General features: G+C 39.1%; 23 protein-coding genes and 1 tRNA gene. 15 read left to right on the top strand and 9 right to left on the bottom strand.

Annotation, left to right across the window (positions count from 1 at the left end):
• The first annotated feature begins 7 nt into the window (after positions 1-7).
• The 6 genes from RU93_RS03730 to RU93_RS03705 all read left to right on the top strand — a co-directional run bounded on the left by RU93_RS03730 (position 8) and on the right by RU93_RS03705 (position 7,940).
• Entirely contained in the window at positions 8-2,374 is a 2,367-nt protein-coding gene (locus RU93_RS03730; RefSeq protein WP_071874326.1) for an endonuclease MutS2, read from the top strand.
• 73 nt (positions 2,375-2,447) lie between these two features.
• Positions 2,448-2,762 (top strand): thioredoxin, encoded by a 315-nt coding sequence (trxA, locus tag RU93_RS03725; protein WP_071874264.1) that lies wholly within the window; start codon positions 2,448-2,450, stop codon positions 2,760-2,762.
• Between the two features lie 111 nt (positions 2,763-2,873).
• Positions 2,874-4,694: an excinuclease ABC subunit UvrC gene (gene uvrC / locus RU93_RS03720; protein ID WP_071874263.1), complete on the top strand. Its 1,821-nt coding sequence runs from the start codon at positions 2,874-2,876 to the stop codon at positions 4,692-4,694.
• A 52-nt stretch (positions 4,695-4,746) separates the two neighbouring features.
• Positions 4,747-5,646: an ABC transporter ATP-binding protein gene (locus RU93_RS03715; protein WP_071874262.1), complete on the top strand. Its 900-nt coding sequence runs from the start codon at positions 4,747-4,749 to the stop codon at positions 5,644-5,646.
• Positions 5,639-6,916 (top strand): ABC transporter permease, encoded by a 1,278-nt coding sequence (locus RU93_RS03710; RefSeq protein ID WP_071874261.1) that lies wholly within the window; start codon positions 5,639-5,641, stop codon positions 6,914-6,916. Before RU93_RS03715 ends, RU93_RS03710 begins: the two co-directional genes overlap by 8 nt.
• Positions 6,909-7,940, top strand: a complete 1,032-nt coding sequence (locus RU93_RS03705) for an alpha/beta fold hydrolase (RefSeq protein ID WP_084131161.1) — start codon at positions 6,909-6,911, stop codon at positions 7,938-7,940. Before RU93_RS03710 ends, RU93_RS03705 begins: the two co-directional genes overlap by 8 nt.
• A 132-nt stretch (positions 7,941-8,072) precedes the next feature.
• On the opposite strand, the gene RU93_RS03700 is transcribed toward RU93_RS03705, so the two are convergent.
• Together RU93_RS03700 and gloA are read right to left on the bottom strand one after the other, a co-directional pair.
• A complete protein-coding gene (locus tag RU93_RS03700; protein WP_071874260.1) occupies positions 8,073-8,783 on the bottom strand; it encodes a gamma-glutamyl-gamma-aminobutyrate hydrolase family protein in 711 nt (236 codons plus the stop codon).
• Between the two features lie 162 nt (positions 8,784-8,945).
• Positions 8,946-9,320 (bottom strand): lactoylglutathione lyase, encoded by a 375-nt coding sequence (gloA, locus tag RU93_RS03695; protein WP_071874259.1) that lies wholly within the window; start codon positions 9,318-9,320, stop codon positions 8,946-8,948.
• A 163-nt stretch (positions 9,321-9,483) separates the two neighbouring features.
• Between gloA and RU93_RS03690 the strand changes: the two genes are divergently transcribed.
• Positions 9,484-9,930 carry an NUDIX hydrolase gene (locus RU93_RS03690; RefSeq protein WP_071874258.1) on the top strand — a complete coding sequence of 149 codons (447 nt, stop codon included), beginning with the start codon at positions 9,484-9,486 and terminating at the stop codon, positions 9,928-9,930.
• An 84-nt stretch (positions 9,931-10,014) separates the two neighbouring features.
• On the opposite strand, the gene yidA is transcribed toward RU93_RS03690, so the two are convergent.
• From yidA to RU93_RS03675, 3 genes are read right to left on the bottom strand one after another with little or no spacing between them, the layout of a single operon-like run.
• Positions 10,015-10,830: a sugar-phosphatase gene (gene yidA / locus RU93_RS03685; RefSeq protein ID WP_071874257.1), complete on the bottom strand. Its 816-nt coding sequence runs from the start codon at positions 10,828-10,830 to the stop codon at positions 10,015-10,017.
• Positions 10,831-10,854: 24 nt separating this feature from the next.
• On the bottom strand, positions 10,855-12,216 hold the full coding sequence (locus RU93_RS03680) for an HD domain-containing protein (protein ID WP_071874256.1): 1,362 nt from the start codon (positions 12,214-12,216) through the stop codon (positions 10,855-10,857).
• Positions 12,200-13,021 carry a lipoate--protein ligase family protein gene (locus tag RU93_RS03675; RefSeq protein WP_071874255.1) on the bottom strand — a complete coding sequence of 274 codons (822 nt, stop codon included), beginning with the start codon at positions 13,019-13,021 and terminating at the stop codon, positions 12,200-12,202. The genes RU93_RS03680 and RU93_RS03675 overlap by 17 nt, the downstream gene beginning before the upstream one ends.
• 104 nt (positions 13,022-13,125) lie before the next feature.
• On the opposite strand from RU93_RS03675, the gene RU93_RS03670 reads away from it, so the two are divergent.
• Both RU93_RS03670 and rpoE read left to right on the top strand, forming a co-directional pair.
• Positions 13,126-13,563 (top strand): YwiB family protein, encoded by a 438-nt coding sequence (locus tag RU93_RS03670; RefSeq protein WP_071874254.1) that lies wholly within the window; start codon positions 13,126-13,128, stop codon positions 13,561-13,563.
• Positions 13,564-13,649: 86 nt separating this feature from the next.
• Positions 13,650-14,261 (top strand): DNA-directed RNA polymerase subunit delta, encoded by a 612-nt coding sequence (gene rpoE, locus RU93_RS03665; RefSeq protein ID WP_071874253.1) that lies wholly within the window; start codon positions 13,650-13,652, stop codon positions 14,259-14,261.
• Between the two features lie 126 nt (positions 14,262-14,387).
• Here the strand turns inward: rpoE and RU93_RS03660 are convergent.
• Positions 14,388-14,459, bottom strand: a tRNA-Arg gene (locus RU93_RS03660).
• 54 nt (positions 14,460-14,513) lie between these two features.
• Between RU93_RS03660 and rpoN the strand changes: the two genes are divergently transcribed.
• The 6 genes from rpoN to eno all read left to right on the top strand — a co-directional run bounded on the left by rpoN (position 14,514) and on the right by eno (position 21,600).
• Entirely contained in the window at positions 14,514-15,848 is a 1,335-nt protein-coding gene (gene rpoN, locus RU93_RS03655; protein ID WP_071874252.1) for an RNA polymerase factor sigma-54, read from the top strand.
• Positions 15,849-16,036: 188 nt separating this feature from the next.
• Complete coding sequence (locus RU93_RS03650; RefSeq protein ID WP_071874251.1) at positions 16,037-17,074, top strand: sugar-binding transcriptional regulator; 1,038 nt, start codon at positions 16,037-16,039, stop codon at positions 17,072-17,074.
• Between the two features lie 43 nt (positions 17,075-17,117).
• Positions 17,118-18,119 (top strand): type I glyceraldehyde-3-phosphate dehydrogenase, encoded by a 1,002-nt coding sequence (gene gap, locus RU93_RS03645; protein ID WP_071874250.1) that lies wholly within the window; start codon positions 17,118-17,120, stop codon positions 18,117-18,119.
• A 114-nt stretch (positions 18,120-18,233) separates the two neighbouring features.
• Positions 18,234-19,424, top strand: a complete 1,191-nt coding sequence (locus tag RU93_RS03640) for a phosphoglycerate kinase (protein WP_071874249.1) — start codon at positions 18,234-18,236, stop codon at positions 19,422-19,424.
• Positions 19,425-19,442: 18 nt separating this feature from the next.
• Complete coding sequence (gene tpiA / locus RU93_RS03635; protein ID WP_071874248.1) at positions 19,443-20,198, top strand: triose-phosphate isomerase; 756 nt, start codon at positions 19,443-19,445, stop codon at positions 20,196-20,198.
• Between the two features lie 100 nt (positions 20,199-20,298).
• On the top strand, positions 20,299-21,600 hold the full coding sequence (eno, locus tag RU93_RS03630; RefSeq protein WP_071874247.1) for a phosphopyruvate hydratase: 1,302 nt from the start codon (positions 20,299-20,301) through the stop codon (positions 21,598-21,600).
• A 519-nt stretch (positions 21,601-22,119) separates the two neighbouring features.
• Here eno and RU93_RS03625 read toward each other — a convergent pair.
• From RU93_RS03625 to RU93_RS03615, 3 genes are all read right to left on the bottom strand, one after another.
• Positions 22,120-23,454, bottom strand: a complete 1,335-nt coding sequence (locus RU93_RS03625) for a M20 family metallopeptidase (protein WP_071874246.1) — start codon at positions 23,452-23,454, stop codon at positions 22,120-22,122.
• Positions 23,455-23,486: 32 nt separating this feature from the next.
• Positions 23,487-24,983: a YfcC family protein gene (locus tag RU93_RS03620; RefSeq protein ID WP_071874245.1), complete on the bottom strand. Its 1,497-nt coding sequence runs from the start codon at positions 24,981-24,983 to the stop codon at positions 23,487-23,489.
• Positions 24,984-25,166: 183 nt separating this feature from the next.
• Positions 25,167-26,051 (bottom strand): MurR/RpiR family transcriptional regulator, encoded by an 885-nt coding sequence (locus RU93_RS03615; protein ID WP_379952761.1) that lies wholly within the window; start codon positions 26,049-26,051, stop codon positions 25,167-25,169.
• Between the last annotated feature and the right edge of the window lie 54 nt (positions 26,052-26,105).

Raw genomic sequence — 26,105 nt, 5'->3', positions numbered from 1 at the left:
GAGTGAGTTGAATTCACGCATTTTAAATACATTAGAATATGAACAAGTCAAACAGATGATGATGCCTTATTTAGTGACAGCCCAAGGGCAAGAAGAGTTAGCGGCGTTAGAACCCGTTGCCGATGAAACGGTCATTCGTCAGTGGCTTGATGAGACGCTTGATGCTTTAAAAGTTCAGCGATTACGTGGAGGCATTCCAATTCCCAAAATTGAAAACATTCGTCCCCATATGAAACGCATTGAAATTGGGGCGGATTTAAACGGTCATGAACTTGCACAAGTAACGCGCGTACTCACGACGACGAGTGAAGTTAATCGTTTTATTGACGATTTGGTCGAAGGGGAGCTTGAATTTGCTCGTTTGTATGATTGGGCCAAACAATTAACGCATTTACCTGAACTGACACGACGGTTAAAAATAGCGATTGATGAAGATGGTCGAGTGACCGATGATGCGTCAGATGCGTTACGTCAAATTCGTAGTCAAATTCGTCGAAGCGAACAGAGTATCCGTGAGACATTAGATGGTTTGATTCGAGGCAATCAGGCGCGCTATTTAAGTGATGCAATTGTCACCATGCGGAATGAACGTTACGTGATTCCTGTTAAACATGAGTATCGCAGCATGTTTGGTGGGGTCGTCCATGATCAGAGTGCTTCTGGACAGACATTATTTATTGAACCAAAACAAATTGTCGAATTAAATAATCGTCTAAGACAGCATCAAATTGCCGAAAAAAATGAAATTACGCGAATTTTATCCGAACTTTCAGCTGCCCTTGTGCCGGCACGCAAAGAAATTATTCACAATGCGTTTGTTATCGGGAAATTTGATTTCATGAATGCGAAAGCCCGATTTGCCAAAGCGATTAAGGGTATTGTTCCAGCAATTAACGCTCAAAACTACGTGGTCTTTAAACAAGCACGTCATCCCCTGATTGCAATGGAAAAAGTAGTTGCCAACGACATTGTCATCGGCAAAGACTACCAAGCGATCGTGATTACCGGACCAAATACTGGGGGGAAAACCATTACGTTAAAGACATTAGGCTTGTTGCAGCTAATGGGGCAATCAGGATTGCCGTTACCAGTCGCCCAAGAGAGTCAAATGGGGATTTTCAAGGAAGTGTTTGCGGATATTGGGGATGAACAATCGATTGAACAAAATTTATCGACGTTCTCTTCTCATATGACAAATATTGTGAATATTTTAAGTAAAGCTGATGAGAATAGTTTAGTCCTTTTTGATGAGTTAGGGGCAGGAACTGATCCTCAAGAAGGGGCGGCATTAGCGATTGCGATTTTAGATGAAATGGGTGCGCGCTCAACGTATGTCATGGCGACGACACATTATCCTGAATTAAAAGTCTATGGGTACAATCGCCCCGGGACCATTAATGCCTCGATGGAATTTGATGTCGACACGTTAAGTCCAACGTATCGCTTATTAATTGGGGTGCCCGGTCGAAGTAATGCGTTTGAAATTTCGAGTCGCTTAGGTTTGAGCCCTTTTATTATTGAATCGGCGAAACAAATTATTGACGGTGAGAGTCAAGACTTAAATGAGATGATTGCTGATTTGGAGAATCGTCGTAAGATGGCCGAAACAGAGTATTTAGAGCTGCGTCAATCATTAGAAGAAGCCGAAAAAATCCAAGCTGATTTAAAAATCGCTCACCGTGAGTTTTATGAAGAACGGGAAAAAGAATTAGCCAAAGGTCGAAAAGAGGCCAATGCGATGATTGAAGCCGCAAAAGAAGAAGCCGAAAAAATTATTGCGGATATTCGGCATATGCAATTACTCGGAAGCCAGTCGAAAGTGAAAGAGCATCAGCTAATTGATGCCAAACAAAAATTAGCGAACTTAAGTCATCCTGAAGATCATTTGCAAAAAAATAAAGTGCTCCAAAAGGCGAAAGCAGCTAAAAAGCTAAAAGTCGGCGATGACGTGATGGTCACATCCTTTGGTCAACGCGGCGAGTTGTTAAAAAAAGTAGGAGATAATCAATGGCAAGTGCAACTTGGTATTTTAAAAATGACGATTTCAGAAGAAGAGATTGAACCGCTTGCGCCGGCGAAAGAAACAAGTCATAGAGTCGTTGCAACCGTTCGCTCCAGTCAAGAAGCACATGTCGATGCGCAACTAGATTTAAGAGGCAAACGTTATGAAGAGGCCTTAGCAGAGGTTGATCAATATATCGATAGTGCCCTGTTAGCCAATTATCCACAAGTGACGATTGTCCATGGAAAAGGCACAGGCGTATTGCGCCAAGGAATTGTCGAATACTTAAAAAATCATCGCAACGTGAAGAGTTTTGCATTTGCTCCGGCGAATCAAGGGGGCAACGGTGCGACGATTGTGACGTTTAAATAAATAAAAGCAAGCATGATTGTAGGCAAAAAAGAAATTTGGTGCTATACTTTCAACATAAAATGGAGGTTATGAAATGACAAAAGAAATTACAGATGCAACCTTTGCACAAGAAACCGATAAAGGCTTAGTATTAATTGATTTTTGGGCAGCGTGGTGTGGTCCTTGCCGCATGCAAGCACCTATTCTTGATCAATTAAGTGAAAAATATGATGAAGAAGACTTCAAAATCACGAAAATGGATGTGGATGCAAACCCAGCAACGCCAGCTGAATTTGGTGTGATGAGTATTCCGACATTAATTTTGAAAAAAGACGGCGAAGTCGTTGAAAAAGCAATCGGTGTTCAAAATAAAGAGCAATTAGAAGCAATGATTGCCCCTTACTTGTAAAAGTTCAGTGTAAGAGTCTTAAAATCCCTGTGATTTTAGGCTCTTTTTTTCGTCTGAGGATGCTTCATGTTATACTTAATTAGGAAGAAATGTTAGAGAAGGATGAATTCAATGAATGAACAAATTCAACATAAACTGGCTTTATTACCCGACCAACCTGGTTGTTACTTGATGAAGGACAAAAATGGGACGATTATTTATGTCGGAAAGGCCAAAGTCTTAAAAAATCGCGTACGCTCCTATTTCACTGGAAGTCACGATACCAAAACAACTCGTTTAGTGAGTGAGATTGTTGATTTTGAGTATATTGTGACAGAATCAAACGTCGAAGCGTTATTGCTTGAAATCAATTTAATTAAGAAAAATGATCCGAAATACAATATTATGTTAAAAGATGATAAAACCTATCCTTTTATTAAAGTAACGAATGAGAAATATCCCCGTTTACTTATCACTCGTAAAGTCTTAAAGGATAAAGCGCTCTATTTCGGTCCATATCCTGATGTACGGGCAGCTAATGAGATTAAGAAATTACTCGATCGGCTGTTTCCACTCGTAAAATGCGGCCCTGGGAACACGAAACGACCATGTTTGTATTATCATATGGGGCAGTGTCTATGTCCGTATTATTTTGATGTTGATCCAGCGGTCTATAAAGGGATCACGGAAGACATTAAGCAGTTTTTTAACGGAAATTACACTCAAATTGAAGAAACCTTAACGACTAAGATGCACCGAGCCGCCGAAGAAATGGCCTTTGAACAAGCGGCGGAATACCGGGATCAAATTCGAGCGATTGAAACAGTCATGGTGAAACAAAAAATGACCAATAGTGATTTACTCGATCGCGATGTTTTTGGGTATCACGTGGATAAAGGTTGGATGTGTGTACAAGTTTTTTTCATCCGACAAGGTAAATTAATTGAACGGGATGTCTCCATTTTCCCTTTTTATAATGAGGCGCAAGAGGATTTTTTAACTTTTATTGGGCAGTTCTATCAAAAAGCCGAACATATGACACCAAAAGAAGTTTTGATACCCATGGATATTGACCAATTGAGCGTCGAGGCCATTGTTGCAACGAAAGTCCTTCGACCGCAACGTGGCGAAAAGAAAAAGTTAGTGGCTTTGGCCAATAAAAATGCGGAAATGGCACTCGCAGAAAAATTTGATTTAATGGATCGACAAGAAGAGCGAACCATTGGCGCGCTTGAAAAACTTGGCAACGCCTTGAACATTCCGATGCCGATTCGAATTGAAGCTTTTGATAACTCAAATATTATGGGGACGGACCCTGTTTCGGCGATGGTTGTCTTTATCGATGGGAAACCTGCTCGTAAAGAGTATCGTAAATATAAAATTAAAACGGTCACCGGTCCAGATGACTATGCTTCGATGCGCGAGGTCATCTATCGTCGCTATTCCAGAGTTTTAAAAGAAGGCTTACCGTTGCCGGATTTAATTATAATTGATGGTGGTAAAGGACAAGTGGATATCGCGAAAGACGTTCTAGAAAATCAGCTGGGAATTGACCTGCCTGTTGCGGGCTTAGCTAAAAACGAGAAACATAAGACGAGTGAACTACTTTACGGGGAAGCGTTGGATCCGATACCACTCACGCGTAACTCCTCCGAATTTTTCTTGTTACAACGAATCCAAGATGAAGTGCATCGTTTTGCGATTACATTTCATCGTCAACTTCGAAGTAAAAATAGCTTTGCGTCGAAGTTAGACGATATTGAAGGATTAGGACCTAAACGCAAAAAAATGTTATTAAAGGCGTTTAAATCGATGAAAAACATTCAAGCCGCTGATATTGAAGCGTTAGTTGCAATTGGGTTGCCGCAACAAGTAGCGATGAATGTCTATCAGGCTGTTCGTCGTGAGGAAACGTCAAAATCCGACGAAAGCATGAGTACAAGAAAAAAATAATATGTTATGCTTAATTGGTACAAATTCAGCGGGTTAGAATGGAGGAGAAAAAATGTTAGAAGTGAGAAATTTAACGAAAACGTTTGGAGACTATTACGCCGTCGATCATCTGTCCTTTAAAATTGAACCAGGGAGTATTATGGGACTTATTGGTCAAAATGGCGCCGGGAAAACAACGACTTTTCGCTTAATTTTAGATTTTTTAACCGCCAATCAAGGTGAGATACTTTGGAATGGGAAAAAAATCGGAAAAAATGATTATGATATTATCGGTTATTTGCCAGAAGAACGTGGGCTCTATCCGAAAGTTTCAATTCAGGATCAATTGATTTATTTTGCGCAATTACGGGGCAAAACGAAAAAAGAAATTGAACCTAAAATCGATGAATGGCTTTCTCGCTTTCAAGTAAAAGGTAAAAAAACAGATAAAGTTAAGACGCTCTCAAAAGGAAACCAACAAAAAGTCCAATTAATTGCGACCTTAATCCATGAGCCTCAATTAATCATTTTAGATGAACCCTTTAGTGGCCTTGATCCGGTGAATGCGGAGTTGTTAAAAGAAGGAATTCTTTCTTTAAAAAAACAAGGGTCCTGCGTCATTTTTTCAAGTCATAATATGGAACATGTTGAGAAAATTTGTGATCATTTAGTGATGTTAAATAACGGGAAGTCCGTCTTAAATGGTGTGGTTCATGAAATTCGTGAATCATTTGGTCGAACGAAAGTCTTTTTGGAATCCCCCCTCACGCGAGATGAGATTGCCTTGTTAGACGGTGTGACTGACGTGCGCGAGCGAGAAGATCAGACGTTAGAAATCACGTTATCAAATCCCGAAGTCGGAAAAGAAATTTTTCGACTAGCGACAGCCGATGGTTATATTCCGATGTTTAATCAACAACCACCCACTTTAGAAGAAATTTTTAAACAGAAAGTAGGGGAAGCGAATGTCTAAATTTTGGGTTATTACAAAAGATGTGTATCGTAAAAATGTCCGTTCGATTTCATTTATTATCATGTTGCTAGTGCCTTTTATCGCTGCAGCGGGACTATACATCATCAACCAAGTCACCGACAATGCCACCGAAGAAGGAGATACGATCGGAGTCGTCGTTCAAGGAGATTCGGATCTTTTAAATACAGTAGAAGTTCAAACCGTTCTCGATTCCATGACCGTTTTAAATTCCAAAGAACAAGGGGAAGAACAATTAAAAGAAGAAGAAATTGATGGATTGCTTTTGCTATCGGTGGAAAAAGATCAAATCAATGGCGAATTTTATAGTTCAAATACCATGCCACAAGTCACAATGGCGTTAAATCAGCAACTCAACCAATTACAATCTTCGTTGCGAGCAAAAGCTCTAGGATTGTCTGAAGAAGAAGTCGCTTCTTTAAATGCTTCGGTCCCATTTTCTGTACAAAAAATTACATTTAATGAAAATGGCGAAATGAATACCGAAGAAGATTTTACCAGTATTCGTTTAGTTGTCGGAATGGCCACAACTATCTTACTTTTTATTTTTATTGTCACGTATGCAAGTATCATTGCCCAAGAGATTGCTTCTGAAAAAGGAACGCGCATCATGGAAGTCATTTTATCAAGTGTCTCAGCACGGAGTCACTTTTATGGGAAATTAGCTGGAATTTTACTGGTTGCGTTGACGCAAATCGTGGTGTATGCCGTAAGTATTGGTCTCGGTTTTTATTGGTTAAAAAATAATTCGACGGTCCAAGTTTTTTTAGCAGAATTTTCGATTCGCGATATTTTAGGAGAGTTTCTAGCTTACACACTGCTTTATTTGATATTAGGCATTTTGATATATGCAGTACTGGCGGCACTTTGTGGGTCATTAGTGAGTAAAGTCGAAGATGTCAGTAAAGCGATTTTACCCGTCACCTATTTATCCTTAGCGGGTTATATGATTGGGTTGAGTTTAGGAATGGCTAATCCTGATCATCTGGTGATTCGTGTCACATCGTTTATTCCCTTCTTTTCTTCTTATACGATGCCAATTCGCTTAGCAAACAACTTTGTTTCCACGGGTGAAGTCTTGTTATCTTTAATGATTTTAGTCTTAAGCATCGTTGGTTTAATTATTTTTTCTGAAAGAATGTATAAAGCCAACGTGCTCGTCTATAACGATAATGGCATTTTTGCTGCACTGAAACAATCAGTCAGTTTAATGACGAAAAATAAAAGTGGAGGCGTTCAAGATCATGAATAAAAAATGGAAAAAAATGCTAATTCCTGCAAGTTTCATTGGTGTAAGTGTTGGATTGACTTATTTTCTATTTCGTAATGAACCAGATAAAGAAATGCTAAAAGAAGAGAAAAAAACAGTAGATACGCCCTCTCGTGTCATACAAAAAGAAGTGTTTTTAATGGCGGATGATGGACTACCACTAGCATTAACGGTAACGCAACAAACAGGTCAAGTACCAAAAGCGATTGTTCAAATCATTCATGGGATTTTAGAACACAAAGATCGTTACCAAGATTTTGCGAATTATTTAGCCGAGAATGGCTATATCGTGGTGACAAGCGATAACCGAGGGCACGGAGAATCAACGAATTCAAGCAATCCACGGGGACATATGCCAAGTGTGGAGCGCATGATTGACGATCAAGTCGCGATTACTCATTTTGCAAAACAACAATATTCGGATCTTCCTGTGTATTTATATGGTCATTCTTTCGGGTCGATCCTAGCGCGGAATTACTTACAAGAACATGATAAAGACATCGACAAGCTATTATTAACAGGGACAGTTTGTTACCAAAAATTAGCGCCAGTTGGTCTAAAATTAGCCGATTTTGCGAATCGATTTGTTGGGGAAGAACAACATTCTTGGATATTAAAAAAATTATCCGGCTATGGTGAAACAGATAAGAGTTGGTTAACGAATGATTTAGAACAAATTGCCAAAGTGAATCAAGATCCTAAAATCATTGCCGGCTATGACAATATTGGCGTAACGACTATCTGGACTGCCGATTATGGCTTAAAACAAATCGAGAAATATACTTGTCAAAATCCTGATTTACCCATTTTGAGTTTGAGTGGCGCCGATGACGTGAAGATTACCGGGGGCGTTAAAGGACTGTTGGATACCAAACAAACGCTCGCAGCGATTGGGTACCGTCAAATTGAAATGATTGAATTTCCAAATATGAAACATGAAGTTCTAAATGAAATTGAGAATGAACTGATTTATCAACGAATTCTCGCCTTTTTTGAAGGGGATTAATAAAAGTAAGGGGCTGTGACGTTTGTCACAGCCCCTTAGCTATACGAATGAGTGATGATCGAATTCTGCGTTTTTGGAAACTTCACGCCATTTTATTAGAAAAAAATGTCTTTTTTTGCATCTTTTATTTCTTTATCCTTGTATGAAACGATTGAAAATGGCTTGTTCTTCGGTGATTTTTTCACGTGTCAGCTCAGGATGCCACTGAATACCATAGATTTCTTGGTTAGCATCGATTGCTTCAATCCCTTCAATTACCCCATCTGTTGCGCGAGCGCTGATTTTAAAGCCTGGCGCCAATTGGTCGATTGCTTGATGATGGGCAGAGTTCACTTCGTAGTTTGCGGGTAAGAACGTCGCAAGCCAACTCTTGTTTTCCACGTAAATCGAATGACTTGGTTGTGCCATGGATTGTTCTTGGACATGAGTAAGCGTGTCTGTCTGAAGCAACGATAAATCTTGATAGACGGTCCCGCCGCAAGCGATATTAATTAGCTGCATGCCCCGGCAAATTCCTAAGATGGGCTTTCTTTGTTTCATTGCTTCGTGAATTAAGGCGATTTCAAAGCGATCACGGGCTTCATTGGTTTCTCCTATTAAGGGCGTCGCTTCTTGCTGATAGAAGTGGGGCGCGACATCTTGGCCGCCTGCTAAAATCAGCCGATCAATAGTATCAATGTATTCTTTGGCGTGGCTTGCATCATCAATCGGGATAATAAAGGCTAAACCACCTGCGTCTTTGATTCCCTCAATATACCCTTTACTTGTATAAGACATCCAAAAATCAATTTTATCTGTTAAGAAAAAACGCTCATTGGCCACAATCCCAATTTTAGGTTTCATCAAATTCCTCCTCTTAAACTAAAAAAAGAATGACAACGGCGTGTCATTCTTTAATATTTTATCAGTTTAGCATTCTTTTTTCTATATTATTGTCACGAAAATAGCATAGAAAAAAACGAATACTGCTCATCCACCAGCATAGTACTCGTTTTTTTAGATTGACTAGTCGGCACGAATGACTTCGACTTTATAACCATCGGGATCAATAATGAAATAATAAGAAGGCGGAACCCCAGGTAACCCTTTTAGATCAGTCACTTCAAATCCTGCTTCTTGGTGTTTTTTGTGTAACGCTGCAACATCTTCTGTCGCGATAGCAATATGACCGTAACCATTCCCTAAATCATAAGCCTCATGATCATAGTTATACGTTAATTCTAATTCGTATCCATCACCTGGTAACGTTAAATAAACTAACGTAAATTTCGCTTCTGGGAAATCGCGTCGACGACTTTCTTCAAAACCGAATGCTTTTTGATAAAACGCGACAGAAGCTTCTAAATCCTTGACACGGACACATGTATGAGCCATTTTCATTGATGAATCATCCTTTCAAAATATCATAACTCAATCATAACATATCTTCCTTTTGAACGTTAGAATTTTGAATAGATATTTTAGGTAAATACTTCATGAGAAAACGCTTGTTTATTTATTAGAATTTCGTTAAGATAAAGAAAAAGAAATGGGAGTGACAAAGATGGAGGTACCAACTTTTGGAGAACGAAAAATTAGTTGTGACTATCAAGCAAGATATGGGGCCTATGTTGTAGTACCTCAGGAGAATCAAGAAACAATCATTTTGGTCCAAGCTCCCAATGGCGCCTATTTTTTACCGGGTGGAGAAATTGAAAAAGAAGAGAATCACGTCGAGGCGATTAATCGCGAAATGTTAGAGGAATTAGGTTTTGTCGTTGAAATTGGTGCGTACTTTGGGGAAGCCATTGAATATTTTTATTCGCGTCATCGACAAATTCATTTTTATCATCCAGGTTATTTTTATGAAGTAACAAAGTGGCTAAAAGTAGCAGAACCGACAGAAAAGACCAATCGTCTTCATTGGGTGACACCTAGTGAAGCACTGACTTTATTAAAAAGAGGCAGTCACCGTTGGGCAGTTGAACAGTGGCTGAAGCAAAAAAGCTAAATTAGGAGCTATTACACTCCTAGTTTAGCTTTTTTATGATTTTATTCGCGTATCATTTAGAGTTAACTCACTACGAAAAATGGTTTATCCATTTAAGACAAACTTTTCAATCGCTACAGCCACCCCATGCTCGTCGTTAGAAGTCGTGATGAAACTTGCAGCATTTTTAACATTTTCAGTAGCGTTGCCCATCGCAATGCCAAGCCCAGCGTACTGAATCATCGGCAAGTCATTTTCATTGTCCCCTAATGCCATGACCTCACTGGCTTCAATACCTAAATGAGTGGCAAGTAGATGAATCGCGGCACCTTTATCGACTTTCTTATTTAAAAATTCTAAGAAATAGGGGGTGCTTTTGACGATGGTATAGCGTTCGTAAAATTCTTCCGGGATCAACGTAATGGCTTGGTCTAACAATTCCGGTTCATCAATCATCATCATTTTAATGATGGTTAAGTCCTCTGTCATTTCTTCTTGTGTCCGATATTTTAACGGCATATTGACTAAATGTGACTCTAATACGGTATAGCGACTAATATCACGATTAGATGTAAACATCGTATCTTCTGTTTCCGTATGTAAATGGATGTTTAATTTGCGTGCTAAGCCGTCAATTGCTAAATAATCCTCATGAGCCAGTTCGAATTTTGAAACGACTTCTTTTGTTTTCGTTTTTTGAATAAGCGATCCATTGTAGGTCACCACGTAGTCATTATCACTGTATAAGTCAAGTTCAGCGATTAAATCTTGCACGCCTGTTAATGGTCGACCAGTACAAAGGACGATTTTCACGCCTTTTTCTTCCGCTTTCTTAAGTGTTTCTTTCACTTCATTGGTTAAATGGTGTTGGCTGTTTAATAACGTACCATCAATATCAATGGCAATTAATTTGATCGACATGTTGTATATCCTCCAATAATCTTTTTATTCGATTAACGCGCCATTATGAATATGAGCGTTAAACTGTTTGTAGGTTTCACTAAATAAATCATAGTTGTCTTGCAAGGAGAAATCAACCATCTCTTTCGGGAAATAAAACCGTTGATCACCTTGACCTTGGCCTGCTAAGGCTTCAACGAGTTGGCTGACTTTGGATAGTTCCACCAAAGTACCATCTTTTTCTTGTAATTCAATTTGCGTGCGCTGTTTATTGGATTCCGGACGATAAAAATCGTACGGTAAATCAAAACTTGAATGGACCGCTGTATAATAAGTCGGATTAAAGCCTGTTTTTTCGACAAGTGAACGCATCGTTTGCAGCAATTTTTCTTGATTTTGTTTATCAAAGCGACAAGATTTTAAAGGCTTGCGATTTAAGAAACGATAGGAAAGATCTTTTAATAAGGAATCGGATTCATCTAACCAGTGATTAAAATACGTGTTTAATACGCCATCATCTAGGCGTAAGTAATCATCCATCGTAAAATGATTTTCCAAAAATGGAATTAAAAGTGGGGAATGATTGCTGAAAATTTCTTTGTTTTCGAGATACACTTCTTTCGCACGTTGTAATAAGTGTTCTAAAATCACTTCCATGGCACGGGAAGTTGGGTGAAAATAAACTTGAACATACATCTGGTAGCGACTGACAATGTAATCTTCCACAGCATGCATACCATTCATTCCAAAAGTGATGCCCCCTTGATAGGGGCGAATGACTTGTAAAATCCGCGTCAAATCAAAAGTACCATACTCTGTCCCTGTAAAGTAAGCGTCGCGCAATAAATAATCCATCCGATCGGCATCGATTTGACTAGAAATCATTTGGATCACTTGGGGATTCGGATATTTTTTTTGAATGACACTCGCTACTTTTTCAGGAAATCCTGCTTCCACACGATTTAATATTTGATAAATTTCTGTCTTTGGTGAACAAATAATTTGAACGGTTAAGGCTTCGTGGTTCGTCTGAAAGATATGTTCAAAAGTGTGAGAATAGGGACCATGTCCTACATCGTGTAGTAAGGCTGCACAAAGCGTAATCAGCCGTTCCCCGTCATCCCAACCACCAGTTCCGATTTTCTCAACGGAATAATTTCGGTGGAAGATATCGCAAATGCGACGAGAAATTTCATAGACTCCTAATGAATGCGAAAAACGACTATGTTCGGCCCCGTGAAAAGTAAGGGAAGCCGTACCGAGTTGTTTAATGCGGCGTAAACGTTGAAATTCTTTAGAATCAATTAAATCAAGAATAACCTGATGTTGGACATGAATATATTGATGCACAGGATCACGAAAGACTTTTTCTACCGGTAGTGTTTGGTATTTATAAGGAGTATTCATCTTTAACCTCCTGAATTTTTTGGTTTCGTTTGACCATCCCTGACCATTTCTGCTCGAATTTCTCTTCTAATTGATGGTGATTTAACCACTCAAAGGGGTCATCTAAACGATCAGTTGGTTGGAATAATGCTTCGAAACGTTCTTTCACTTCGTTAACTAAAATCGGGCGCTCAAGTAGCGTTTCTAAGGTCACCATGCTATTTGGATCAACACTAGGATAACTATTATCAGGTCGAAGTGGATCCAAACTCTGCTGATAAAATTCTCGGACGAGGTTTCCTCGAGCCGTTTGATTGCCATTGACACTTAAATACATCATCACAGCAATTCCTTCTTTGATGCGCCGTTGAGCGATGCCAGCAATTTTTTGACCATTGACACTTAAGTCATAAGTTCCAGGACAATAGGAGCTAGCAATTTCATAAGCTTCGATTTGAAGTTCGGGAAAAGCTTGTTGCGTCAAGGAAACCATTTTTTCATATGCGTGATCGGTAGAGGCACTATCTGCTGTTTTTGGGAACAAGTAACTAATATTTAAAATCCCTTCATCGGCAATGACACCTAATCCGCCAGAGTTACGGATGACCGGAACGTAAGAGTGTTCGATGATTTTTTTAATTCCTTTTTCAACAAAAGGTGTTCGTGTATCTTTCATTCCTAAAATGAAAGTATTTTCTAATTGCCAAAAATGAATAATTTCTATATGATTTGAATGAACGAATTCAGTAAAGATATCAGTGAGTGCAAAAGGCAAAAAAGATTGTTCTTTGGCCGGAGTGATTTGATTGAAAATAAGTCGTTGCATAAAAATACCTCTTTTTTACATGATTTTAGTGTTCATCCTTATTATATACGAAAGATGAGAGAAAATCTGTTGAAAAGAAAGAGAAAAAAACGAAGGAGGCAATCATGAGCTTGAAAAATGGCATGAATGTCAATATTTTTTTAAAAACCAAGGTAATACAAGGAGAAGCCATCGAAGAATTTTTGTTTGAACTAGTGGGACAAGTCGTTCGTGTCGGTCATCATTTGTATATTCGGTATCAAGAACCACAAGAAGATGGTGTGACGTTTGTTCCGGTAACTGTCAAAATTTCGCCAGATGAAAGTGTGCAATTAACACGTGTCACCGATAGTCGCTTACGGTTTAAATTTCAGTATCAGGAAATGACGGATACAAAATATCCAACACCTTATGGCAGTATGTTTTTTCAAGTCTATACCAAGGATTTGCATGTGAGTTTGACTGACTATCCAACCGCTGGGAAAATTCGAGTACAGTACGATTTATTAATGGCGAATGAGAGAATCGGCGAATATGAGCTGTACTTAGAATTTACTAGCTAAGAGTTTGATTAATTTGCAAGAATAAATTGCTTTTTTTAAAACATTTTTGTATGATTAAGAATAGACTGTGAAAGGACGTGTCCCGAGTGGAGATTAATGTATTTGAAGGCGTAAATAAAGATGAATTATCAATGATTGAAGTAGCGCATGCGATTTTAGAGCAAAAAACAGATGTCATGGATTTTTCTGATTTGGTAAATCAGATTCAAGGATATTTAGGGAAATCTGATAGTGAAATTCGTGATTCCTTAGCGCAATTTTACACAGATTTAAATATTAATGGTAGTTTTATTTCATTAGGAGACAATCGTTGGGGCTTACGTTCATGGTATGCGATTGATTCAATCGATGAAGAAATTAACCATGGCTTAGAAGACGAAGAAGATGAAGACAAACCGCGCCGTAAGAAACGTAAAAAAGTCAATGCCTTTATCACTGGTGATGAAGATGCGATTGATTACAATGATGATGATCCAGAAGATACTGATTTAGTCGATGAAGATGATGATGTGTTTGAAGATGAAGACGAAGATGAAGACGTTGAAATCAAAGCCTACAATTCTGATTTACAAGAAATTGGCGCAGATAAAGACGAAGAACTTACGGGTGGAATCGAAGATGAATTAACCATCATTGATGAAGATGACTTAGAAGTTGATGAGGAAGACGACGAAGACGAAGAGGAATACGAGTTATAAGTCGTATAAACAGGCCACTCTCTGACAAAAAGAGAGTGGCCTGTTTCATTTTTCGCAGCCATAGAAAAAAACTTCACTTTGTCAAAGAACACAAAGTGAAGTATACTAACTCTGATAGCGATAGTATGCGCCCTGAGGGAGTCGAACCCCCGTCACAAGAACCGGAATCTTGTATGATATCCACTACACTAAGGGCGCGCATTACTCTAAATAGATTAGCAAACTTTCAGAATAATTACAAGGGGAAATCCAATGAAATTTCAACAACAGTATACTCAAAGCCAACAGCAAAAGCAAAATCAGACGCAAAAGTTAGCATTGACACAACAATTGCAACAGTCGATTCAAATATTGCATTATTCGACAGAAGAACTACGTGCGTTTATTGAGAATGAATCATTAGAAAATCCGCTAATCGAATTGGTCGAATCGGTTGAACCAACGGATTCCAATTTGAACGAGTACGCTAAAACATACACGCATGAAACGGCGGATTATTTAACTCAAATCCCGGATACATCCGTCTCATTATTTGAATCACTAATCGAACAAATTCATTTGAATTATCGCGATACTTATTTACGGACGTTAGTATTGTTTTTAGTCGAATATATCGATTTGAATGGTTTTTTAACTATTACGCTTGAAGAAGCCGCAAAACAAACGGGATGTGATTTTGTACAGATGCTGGATGCTTTAACACTCATCCAACAATTAGAACCTGCCGGGGTCGGCGCACGTAATTTGCAGGAGTCACTAATGCTCCAGACAGAACGAGATGATCAATCTCCTGCCTTAGCTTATATCATATTAGAAGAGTCGTTTGACGATCTCGTCGCACGTAAATGGGACCGAATTACGAAAAAATTTAATATTACCTTGAAAGAGGTGCAAGAAGTTTTTGATTATCTTCAACACTTAACTCCGACACCAGGCGCAGTCTTTGAGGACACAAAAGATTTATATATTGTCCCAGATTTAACAGTCCGAAACCGCGAAGGGCAACTACAGCTGCTCTCAAACAAGCACAGTATCCCTGAACTAAGATTTCAAGAACAGTACTTTAAGCAAATGGAACAAAGCGGGGATGTCGAAGTCGCACAGTACTTAAAAGAAAAGAAGCAAAATTTTGAATCGTTAAAAAAAATGGTGGAACAACGAGGAAATACGATTTATCGGGTGGGACAATTTATTGTGAACCATCAAAGAGATTTCTTTTTAAAGCCAGAAAGACCGATTAAGCCTCTTATTTTAAAAGAAATTGCCGAAGCATTGGCACTCCACGAATCGACCATTAGTCGAGCTGTGAATGGGAAATATATAGCCACGTCATTTGGGGTATATGAATTGAAGCACTTCTTTAGTTCAAAAATTACGTCAAAAGATGGAGAAGAAAATTCAACAGATGAAGTAAAAACCTGGATTCAGGAAATGATTCAACAAGAAAACAAACAAAAACCATTGTCAGATCAAAAAATCGTAGAAGCCTTGGTTAAGCAAGGTGTTGATATTTCTCGTCGGACAGTCGCAAAATATCGGGAACAATTAGGAATCCCGGGATCAAGTAAACGTAAAAGATATGATTAAATCATTCAAAAGGACAATCTTTGTTCTTTCGAATGGTTTTTTTAATGGAATTAGTTGCGTGAAAGGTTGGATTATGCTAAAATTAATGTTGTGAGGGACAACAACAATAACGAGGAATTCTTTTTTTTGCTCTATCTGGGTCGTGTTGAGTCTATATGGGACTAAAGCTGTCCAACGGAGGTTGTGTAATGCTTGAAGATCTTAGAGTGATGGAAGCCATCGCTCCAGAAATATTAACTACAATTCAAGAACGGTATCGCATTTTACAAAATATTTATTGGATGCAGCCAGTCGGTAGACGTGTTTTGGCAGATAATTTGGCCGTTACAGAGCGAGTACTTAGAACAGAGACTGATTCGTTAAAAAAATTGGAACTCATTGAAACATCAAAAAGTGGGATGAAGCTCACCTCAAAAGGCGAAGAAGTCTATCATCAATTAGGACATTTAATGGATCAATTGTTTGGGATGGACCGCTTAGAACGTCGCTTAGCTGATTATTTTGGTATTAGTCGCTGTATTATCACTCCAGGAGATAGTGATCGCCAAGAAAAAGTAATTGAAGAGTTTGGTCATCTTTTATGGGATGCCTTAAACAAGCAATTACCAATTGGGGAAAATATTATCGCCGTGATGGGTGGCACAACGATGGCGAATGTTGCCGAAAATCTTTCCATTCTCGAAACCCATAATCGCCACAACATGTTTGTACCGGCGAGAGGTGGTATTGGTGAGTATGTAAATGTCCAAGCGAATTCAGTCAGTGCCGTGATGGCCATGCGAACAAGAGGGAATTATCGATCGCTTTTTGTCCCCGAACAATTAAGTTCGGCCACATATGATTCACTTTTACAAGAACCATCGATTTTGGAGGTTTTGAACTTGATTAGTGAAGCGAATTGTGTTATTCATAGTATTGGAAGGGCAATTCACATGGCAGCTCGAAGAAAGATGACTGAAAAAGAACTGCTCATGCTAAAACAAAAAAATGCTGTTGCAGAATCGTTTGGTTACTTTTTCAATGAATCGGGCGAAATCGTGTATCGAATTCCTCGAATCGGCTTACAGTTGAAAGATATCTTAAATATTCCATATATTTTTGCTGTCGCTGGTGGCAAAAGTAAAGCCAAAGCCATTCACGCATATATGAAAAACGCACCAAAACAAACGTGGCTCATCACTGATGAAGCCGCCGCAAATGAGATTTTAAAAGGGTTATCCCTTTAAAAATAAAATTTTTATGATTTATATCATAAGGAGGAAATTTTAAATGACAATCAAAGTAGGTATTAACGGATTTGGACGTATTGGACGCTTAGCTTTCCGTCGTATTCAAGATGTAGCAGGAATTGAAGTAGTTGCAATCAATGACTTAACAGACGCAAAAATGTTGGCTCACTTATTAAAATATGACACTACTCAAGGCCGTTTCAACGGAACTGTTGAAGTGCACGAAGGTTCATTCAACGTGAACGGAAAAGAAGTTAAGGTTTTAGCAAACCGTAACCCTGAAGAATTACCATGGGGCGAATTAGGCGTAGATATCGTTTTAGAATGTACAGGATTCTTCACTTCTAAAACAGCAGCTGAAAAACATTTAGCAGCAGGCGCTAAACGCGTTGTTATCTCAGCACCAGGCGGAGACGATGTTCCAACAATCGTTTACAACGTTAACCATGATATCTTAACTGGTAAAGAAACAGTTATTTCAGGTGCTTCATGTACAACTAACTGTTTAGCACCAATGGCTAAAGTTTTAAATGACAAATTTGGTGTTGTTGAAGGATTAATGACAACAATCCATGCTTACACAGGTGACCAAATGACTTTAGATGGACCACACTCTAAAGGTGACTTCCGTCGTGCACGTGCAGCAGCAGAAAACATTACTCCAAACTCAACAGGAGCAGCTAAAGCAATTGGTTTAGTTATCCCTGAGTTAAACGGTAAATTAGATGGCGCAGCACAACGTGTTCCTGTAGCAACTGGTTCATTAACTGAATTAGTAACTGTATTAAACAAAGAAGTAACAGCAGACGAAGTAAACGCAGCGATGAAAGCAGCAGCTGACGAATCTTATGGTTACAACGAAGACGAAATCGTTTCTTCTGATATCGTTGGAATCACTTACGGTTCATTATTTGATGCAACTCAAACACGTGTCTTAACTGTAGGCGACAAACAATTAGTTAAAACAGTATCTTGGTACGATAACGAAATGTCTTACACAGCACAATTAGTACGTACGTTAGAATACTTCGCTAACTTATAAGATTCCTTACAGAATCCAATAGCTAGTATGAAAGCGGGGAAGCGCGCGCTTCCCCGCTTTTTTTATCAGATAGATAAATTTAATGCGACAGATAATTTTAGGAGGCTATCATTAATGGCTAAGAAAACAGTAAAAGATATCGATTTAAAAGACAAAAAAGTCCTAGTACGTGTAGATTTTAATGTTCCTTTAAAAGATGGTGTCATCACTGACGACACTCGTATCAAAGCAGCTTTACCAACCATTAACTATGTATTAGAAAATGGCGGAAAAGCAATTTTATTCTCTCACTTAGGTCGTGTAAAGGCTGAAGAAGATAAAGCAGGTAAATCGTTAGCACCAGTTGCGAAGCGTTTAGGCGAATTATTAGATAAAGAAGTGACTTTCGTACCTAAAACTCGTGGCGAAGTATTAGAAGATGCAATTGCGAACATGGCTGCAGGCGATGTCGTTGTTTTTGAAAATACGCGTTTTGAAGATATTGATGGTAAAAAAGAAAGCAAAAATGATTCGGATTTAGGTAAATACTGGGCTTCTTTAGGCGATGTATTTGTCAATGACGCATTCGGAACGGCTCACCGTGCGCATGCATCAAACGTGGGAATTGCTTCAACAGGGATTCCAACGGTTGCTGGATTCTTAATGGAAAAAGAAATCAAATTTATCGGCGATGTCGTCGCTGCACCACAACGTCCAATGGTGGCAATTCTTGGAGGCGCAAAAGTTTCTGATAAAATTGGTGTTATTGAAAACCTAATCGAAAAAGCAGATAAAATCTTAATCGGTGGCGGTATGACTTACACATTCTACAAAGCTAAAGGAATGGAAATTGGGAATTCATTAGTTGAAGCAGATAAAGTTGAATTAGCAAAAGAATTAATCGAAAAAGCAGGCGACAAACTTGTTTTACCAGTTGATTCTGTGACTTGTGCAGCATTTTCAAATGACGAACCAACAGAAATTCATGAAGGCGATGTACCAGCAGGCCAAATGGGCTTAGATATCGGACCGAAAACAGTTGAATTATTTGCGGATATTTTAAAAGACGCAAAAACAGTTGTTTGGAACGGCCCAATGGGTGTGTTTGAAATGTCTAACTTTGCTAAAGGAACGATTGGTGTTTGTGAATCAATCGCAAGCTTAACCGACGCAACAACTATTATCGGTGGTGGCGATTCAGCAGCAGCAGCAGAACAATTAGGATTTGCCGATCAATTTACGCACATTTCTACTGGTGGCGGTGCAAGTTTAGAGTTGTTAGAAGGTAAAACATTACCTGGATTAGCAGCAATCAACGACAAATAATAAGGAGTGTCAAATTCTATGCGTAAACCAATTATTGCAGGAAACTGGAAAATGAATAAAACGTTAGCTGAAGCAGTTGACTTTGCAAAAGAAGTGAAAGGGGCAGTCCCTTCAAATGATGCGGTTGATTCTGTAATCGGCTCACCAGCATTATTCTTAGCTTCTCTAGCAGAAGAGTTAAAAGGATCTGATGTGAAAATTGCTGCACAAAATGCTTACTGGGAAAATACAGGCGCATTCACTGGCGAAAACTCTCCAGCAGCGATTGCTGATTTAGGCGTACAATATGTGATCATTGGTCACTCTGAGCGTCGTGAGTATTTCCATGAAACAGATGCTGATATTAACAAAAAAGCGAAAGCAATTTTTGCAAATGGGATGACACCTATTCTTTGTTGTGGTGAGTCACTTGAAACTTACGAAGCAGGTCAAACGGCTGAGTGGATTGAAGGACAAATTACAGCAGGTTTAGAAGGTTTAACCGATGAGCAAGTTTCGAACTTAGTGATTGCTTATGAGCCAATCTGGGCTATTGGTACAGGTAAATCAGCAGATGCAACCATTGCTGACGAAATCTGTGGCGTTGTCCGTCAAACAGTTGAGAAAATCTACGGCGAAACCGTTGCTCAAGCTGTTCGTATTCAATACGGTGGTTCTGTGAATCCTGAAAATATCGCTGAATACATGGCAAAAGAAAACGTCGATGGTGCTTTAGTCGGTGGAGCAAGTTTAGTTCCAGCTTCTTTCTTAGCATTATTAGAAGCTGTTAAATAGTTTCAACTTTCATTTGCAGTATCGAAGAAAATTCATTACAATAAAACTAATCGCAAGGGAATCCCCCTTAAGATAAAACAATTTAAAGGAGAGACATAATATGTCAATTATTACTGATATTTACGCTCGCGAAGTCTTAGACTCACGTGGTAACCCAACAATCGAAGTAGAAGTTTATACAGAATCAGGTGCGTTTGGTCGCGGAATGGTTCCGTCAGGCGCTTCAACTGGTGAACATGAAGCCGTTGAATTACGTGATGGCGATAGCGCTCGTTACTTAGGTAAAGGTGTTTCTAAAGCTGTTGACAACGTAAATAACACAATTGCAGAAGCAATCATCGGATACGATGTTCGTGATCAAATGGCAATCGATAAAGCGATGATCGCTTTAGATGGAACTCCAAACAAAGGTAAATTAGGAGCTAACGCTATTTTAGGTGTTTCTATCGCTGTTGCTCGTGCAGCTGCTGACTACCTAGAAATTCCTTTATACCACTACTTAGGCGGATTCAACACAAAAGTTTTACCAACTCCAATGATGAACATCGTTAATGGTGGTTCTCACTCTGATGCACCGATTGCATTCCAAGAGTTCATGATCTTACCAACTGGCGCACCATCATTTAAAGAAGCATTACGTTGGGGAGCAGAAATTTTCCATGCCCTAGCTAAAATCTTAAAATCTCGTGGCCTAGAAACTTCTGTAGGTGACGAAGGTGGTTTCGCACCTCGTTTTGCTGGTACAGAAGACGGTGTTGAAACAATCTTAGAAGCGATTAAAGCAGCTGGTTTAGAACCAGGTAAAGATGTTTACTTAGGATTTGACTGTGCATCAGCTGAATTCTACGAAGACGGTATCTACAACTACGCTAAATTTGAAGGCGAAGGCGGCGCAAAACGCACTGCAGCTGAACAAGTTGACTACTTAGAAGAATTAGTTAATAAATACCCAATCCTATCAATTGAAGATGGTATGGATCAAAACGACTGGGAAGGTTGGAAACTATTAACTGAACGTTTAGGCGACAAAGTTCAATTAGTAGGTGACGATTTATTCGTTACAAACACTGAAATCTTATCTCGCGGAATTAAAAACGACATTGCAAACTCAATCTTAATCAAAGTTAACCAAATCGGTACTTTAACTGAGACTTTTGAAGCAATCGAAATGGCGAAAGAAGCTGGCTACACTGCTGTTGTTTCTCACCGTTCTGGTGAAACAGAAGACGCAACAATCGCTGATATCGCTGTTGCAACAAACGCTGGTCAAATCAAAACTGGTTCTTTATCACGTACTGACCGTATTGCAAAATACAACCAATTATTACGTATTGAAGACCAATTAGGTGAAGTAGCAGTCTACAAAGGTTTAGACGCTTTCTATAACTTAAAAAACAAATAATCGTTAAATAAAAACTTCTCCTTTTCTGATTAATAATCGGAAAAAGGAGAAGTTTTTTTGTATAACGTATTTAGTGTTGATGAAGAAAGATTTTTGGTTCTTCAAATAATGTGGATGACATTTCGCGCTACCCTATGAAAAATCGCCTTGTGTGGGGGTTGCGAGACCGCTTCGAGCCTGCCATTGCTGAAGCCGTTCGAGCAAAGCGAGTGACGGATACAGTATCAGGCCTTGGAGTGACGCTCAGCTCGAAAGCTTCAAACTCTAGGCAAGTGCTCAAGCACAAACCTAGAGTCATTCACATTTCGTATTTTGACGCAGCTGACACAAGGCGTTTTTCTCCGGTCCGCTAGTATTGAATATCATTTTGATGTCTATTTCGTCAAACAATGAAAGAAATGATAAAAGAAAATATTTAAGCGATGAGTCTATCATCAAAAAAATGATCTATTCCGAAAAAAATGTTGAGGAATAATACGAATTTTAGTCATCAACACTAAAAGTTATACAGCCAGATTTTTATTCACAACATAAACGAGCAATCGCTTCTGCATAAATGACCATGGTTTGTTCCATTTCAGCTAATGGCCAAGCTTCATTTGGTTGGTGCATGGTGTCTTTGGTTTGGGCAAACATCGCACCAAATGCGACACAGTTTTTCATTGTTCGAGCAAAAGTAGCTCCTCCCGAAACTTGAGGCGGGCGCATATCGCCGGTAATGTCACGATAAGCACCTAATAAGGTGGTGATTAATTCAGAGTCAGCTGGGACGTAAAGAGCGTCAAGAAAATCATACTCTTCATAAGTAAGTCCGTATTCACTCGCTTTTTCGATTAGTTTTTCAACGAGTCGCTCTTTATCAATGGTGACCGGAATACGCATATCGATACCGATTTTGGTTTCATGCGCATCAATCGAAACGGTTGCCACATTAAAAGTTAACGGACCGGACGCTTCATCAGACATTTCACCGACTACGCTTGTTCCATGGGCATCGTTTTTCACTAATTGTCCTAAGAAATTCAAACCGTCATGGTCATAGAAAGGAGCCATCGCAGTTGCTAATCGTGTATTGGCATTGATTCCTTGTGCTGCATCTTTTGAATGTACCGCTTTTCCCTTGACAATAATTTCTTGCTCGTTTTGCGTGAAATCATAACCCAGTTCAGTGAGTTTTTGTGCGATGACATCGGCATGCTCACCGTTATAGGTAGCGGTATCTGAAACGACATTTAAAGCTGTTCCACCTGCTAAGGTGAATTCCGTTGTGCCTTCTCCTGTTAAATAAACTTGGAGCAAGCCTTTCTCGGCGTTAATCACCGGGAACTGTGCATCAGGAGCGATACCAAAATCAATACTTTTTTCATTCTTATGGTATTGCGCCATGCAACGCCATAAGTTTTCTTCATCTGTACCGAAAATAAAACGGATTTTTTTGTTCAAGGTCAATCCCGCATCGAGAATGGCTTTAACTGCATAAAGCGCGGCAATTGTTGGCCCTTTATCATCTTGGACTCCACGTCCATAAATCGTTTCGTTTTCCACGATGCCTTCAAAAGGTGGGGTATGCCATAATGAGACGTCGCCAGCTGGAACGACATCTAAATGACAAAGAACGCCAAAAATTTCTTCGCCTTCGCCGATTTCAGCATAACCATAATAGCCTTCAGGATCGATGAACGTTTCGAAACCTTCTTCTTGAAAAAGAGTCAGGCATTCTTTAAGCGCCTCTAAAATGCTTTGGCCAAAAGGCGCACCGGGAACCGATTCTTGTAAATAAGAGGGAATATTGACTAATCGTTGAATAGCCGAAATCGCTTGTTGCTTGTGTGTTTCTGTAATCAATGTTTTCATGTAACCTCACCTTTCTTTTATTAAGTATTTTATTATAATATTGCTAAGATAGCTAAATAAATCATTGTAACAACAAAAATAATGACCATTAATTTTCCGACAAATTTAAACCACACTCTTAAATCGGTATGAGCAATCGTCACAGCACCCATTACAATCGCAGAAGTTGGTGTAATCAAGTTTGCCCAGCCAGATGCTGCTTGGTAAGCGGTAATGATGACATCTTTTGCGACGCCAGAAAATTCTCCCATCGGTCCGATAATACCCATGGTAGCCGCGGCTAAACCAGATGTTGAAGGAATGAGGAACGACATCGGGATGTAGAATAAGTAAACTAATACAGCAAATAAACTAGAAGAGACATTTTCTAATCCTTGTTCACCGAAATGAAGAATCGTTGCGGTAATGGCACCGTCATTCATGACAACTTGAATTCCTTTTGCAACAGCTACGACAATCGCAACACCGACAAAATCAGCGGCGCCACCTAAGAAAGTATCGATGAATTCTTTTTCTTTCATGCCGTAGAAAAAGGCAATCGCAATCGACATCACCAACATTAACATTGTAATTTCAGAAAAATACCAAGTACCTAAAGGCGCCATGCTTTTACCAAGTAATCCGCCTAATACAGGAATATTGACTAACCACTGCGTAAAGGATTCAAAGAATGTCCAATTCGGATTGATTGCCGACCACGGAACGAGCCCGACAACTAAGATGACAAAAGTCAGAACAAAAAGGAATAATACTTGCTTTTGTTTCGCTGAAATATCTTGTATGTCCTCGATATTCATTTTAAAATGAGCTAAATCGGCTTCTCGTTGTTCGTATAAAAGGGAGTTCTTAGGATCTTTTTCGACTTTACTTGCATAGCGATAGACGTACCAAATACTAATGGCTAGTAAGATGATTAGGAGAATAATGCGGGAAAATAATCCTTCACCCGGACTAATTCCTAACATACCAGAAGCCACGCCGGTAGAAAATGGATTGACGGTTGAAGCAAGACAGCCAATTTGAGACCCAATCAGTGGTACTGCTATGGCTACGATTGAGTCAAAGCCTACTGCTAACATGACAGGAATTAGAATAGGAAAGAATGCTAACGTTTCTTCAGCAAGTCCAAATGTCGTACCCCCAACGGCAAAAATAATCATCAGAATTGGAATGAGCGATTTTTCTTTGCCTTTTCGACTCTTAATAATTGAGGCCACACCTGCATCAAAGGCGCCTGTTTTGTTGACGATACCGAGTAAGCCACCAATAAATAGAATGAATAAGGAAATATCAATGGCGCCTCCTGTATTGGCATCACCGACCATTCCAACAATCGGTGCCATAAAGACATCCCAAAGTCCTTGTGGTTGCCTTGGAATTTGTTCATACGTCCCAGCGATAAAGTTCCCGGTTTCGGGATCGATTTGGTAACTACCTGCCGGAATAATCCAAGTGAAAATGGCGACCGCAATGGTAATTAAAAATAGAACTGTGTAAGCTGTTGGCATCTCAAATGCTTTTTTCTTCATAAAAACTCCTCCTAACTATTTTTGAAAACCCTTCCATCTCTATTTTATAACAAAAAAAGCGAAAGTGTATCAGAAATTTGACATTTTTCATAATGAAATTTTTTAATCGGTTTTTTTAGAAGAAATTAGTCAAAGAGTTACTCATTTTTCCTCAAAAAACGTCAGATTTTTAAAAACTTGCCTTTAGTCATCAATTTTAAGCGACTCATCGGATAAGAGATTATGGCGAAATAATTCTTGCTTTTTCTTCAAGTTTAAGATGTTTTTTTGATATTCTTTTGCATACAAGGCCGCAAAAATCGTATTTAAAAGATAATCAAATGCAATTTGGGAAGAGAAGGTACTAATTTTTTCAAAACCATATTCTTCTTGGCTTGTCACTAAAGTCGTAGAGGCAAATGGTATTAATTCGGAATGTCGATTACCAGTTAGCAAAATTGCTGGGACATGTTCTTTGTGAAAATGTTCCATAATTGGTTGGTACTGAGCGACAATGCCGCTGTACGAAATAAATAGCGCACAATCATCAGAAGACAAACTTGCGGCATTCCAATATGGATCAGCGTAATCTTCTGCTAGGATGAAGAAGCGATTTAATTTGACGAGTTTGGCTTGAAAGCCACGCGCGCGGATTTGCGAATCTCCGCGAGCAAAAAGAAAGACACGGTTGGCACTGGCCAATTGGCTGACGATTTGATCTAAGGTTGTTTCGTCTAATTGTAAGAATGTTTTTTGGACAGTATCCATCGTTAAATCCGCCATTTTTTTGGCAATTGTGAGAGATGAATCCTTTTCATCAAAAGGAAAATTCGCATTGACCTCACCAGCGACATGCAACTGACTATGCACAATGCTTGAGATGGCTATTTTAAATTCGCGAAAACCGCTAACATCCAATTTTTTGCAGAGGCGAATAATCGCGGAGTGCGAAGTATAAGTGGCTTTTGCTAAATCCTCAATATAGATAGCGGGAATGGCGTCTAAATGTTGTAAGATATAGTCGGCAATTCGTTTTTCTGTTTGGGTAAAGTGTGCTTGTTCTTTTAATTGGTCTAAAATAGTAATCATATGTTTTCCTCCTCGCATTCTATATTTTAACGGAGACTCTACAAAAAGGCTATG

It is taken from the genome of Enterococcus aquimarinus, assembly GCF_001885765.1.
Lineage (GTDB): Bacteria > Bacillota > Bacilli > Lactobacillales > Enterococcaceae > Enterococcus_I > Enterococcus_I aquimarinus.
The sequence above is the reverse complement of the archived record's forward strand: the minus strand, read 5'-3'. Positions and strand labels throughout refer to the sequence as shown.

Bases quoted from the DNA above. Each gene is read 5' to 3' on its own strand.
- RU93_RS03650 (WP_071874251.1), top strand. From the start codon at position 16,037: ATGCTTGAAGATCTTAGAGTGATGGAAGCCATCGCTCCAGAAATATTA.
- RU93_RS03690 (WP_071874258.1), top strand. From the start codon at position 9,484: ATGGAGGTACCAACTTTTGGAGAACGAAAAATTAGTTGTGACTATCAA.
- RU93_RS03640 (WP_071874249.1), top strand. From the start codon at position 18,234: ATGGCTAAGAAAACAGTAAAAGATATCGATTTAAAAGACAAAAAAGTC.
- RU93_RS03680 (WP_071874256.1), bottom strand. From the start codon at position 12,216: ATGAATACTCCTTATAAATACCAAACACTACCGGTAGAAAAAGTCTTT.
- tpiA (WP_071874248.1), top strand. From the start codon at position 19,443: ATGCGTAAACCAATTATTGCAGGAAACTGGAAAATGAATAAAACGTTA.
- RU93_RS03715 (WP_071874262.1), top strand. From the start codon at position 4,747: ATGTTAGAAGTGAGAAATTTAACGAAAACGTTTGGAGACTATTACGCC.
- rpoN (WP_071874252.1), top strand. From the start codon at position 14,514: ATGAAATTTCAACAACAGTATACTCAAAGCCAACAGCAAAAGCAAAAT.
- RU93_RS03700 (WP_071874260.1), bottom strand. From the start codon at position 8,783: ATGAAACCTAAAATTGGGATTGTGGCCAATGAGCGTTTTTTCTTAACA.
- RU93_RS03620 (WP_071874245.1), bottom strand. From the start codon at position 24,983: ATGAAGAAAAAAGCATTTGAGATGCCAACAGCTTACACAGTTCTATTT.
- RU93_RS03710 (WP_071874261.1), top strand. From the start codon at position 5,639: ATGTCTAAATTTTGGGTTATTACAAAAGATGTGTATCGTAAAAATGTC.
- gloA (WP_071874259.1), bottom strand. From the start codon at position 9,320: ATGAAAATGGCTCATACATGTGTCCGTGTCAAGGATTTAGAAGCTTCT.
- RU93_RS03615 (WP_379952761.1), bottom strand. From the start codon at position 26,051: ATGATTACTATTTTAGACCAATTAAAAGAACAAGCACACTTTACCCAA.
- RU93_RS03705 (WP_084131161.1), top strand. From the start codon at position 6,909: ATGAATAAAAAATGGAAAAAAATGCTAATTCCTGCAAGTTTCATTGGT.
- eno (WP_071874247.1), top strand. From the start codon at position 20,299: ATGTCAATTATTACTGATATTTACGCTCGCGAAGTCTTAGACTCACGT.
- RU93_RS03670 (WP_071874254.1), top strand. From the start codon at position 13,126: ATGAGCTTGAAAAATGGCATGAATGTCAATATTTTTTTAAAAACCAAG.
- trxA (WP_071874264.1), top strand. From the start codon at position 2,448: ATGACAAAAGAAATTACAGATGCAACCTTTGCACAAGAAACCGATAAA.
- uvrC (WP_071874263.1), top strand. From the start codon at position 2,874: ATGAATGAACAAATTCAACATAAACTGGCTTTATTACCCGACCAACCT.
- gap (WP_071874250.1), top strand. From the start codon at position 17,118: ATGACAATCAAAGTAGGTATTAACGGATTTGGACGTATTGGACGCTTA.
- RU93_RS03675 (WP_071874255.1), bottom strand. From the start codon at position 13,021: ATGCAACGACTTATTTTCAATCAAATCACTCCGGCCAAAGAACAATCT.
- RU93_RS03625 (WP_071874246.1), bottom strand. From the start codon at position 23,454: ATGAAAACATTGATTACAGAAACACACAAGCAACAAGCGATTTCGGCT.
- yidA (WP_071874257.1), bottom strand. From the start codon at position 10,830: ATGTCGATCAAATTAATTGCCATTGATATTGATGGTACGTTATTAAAC.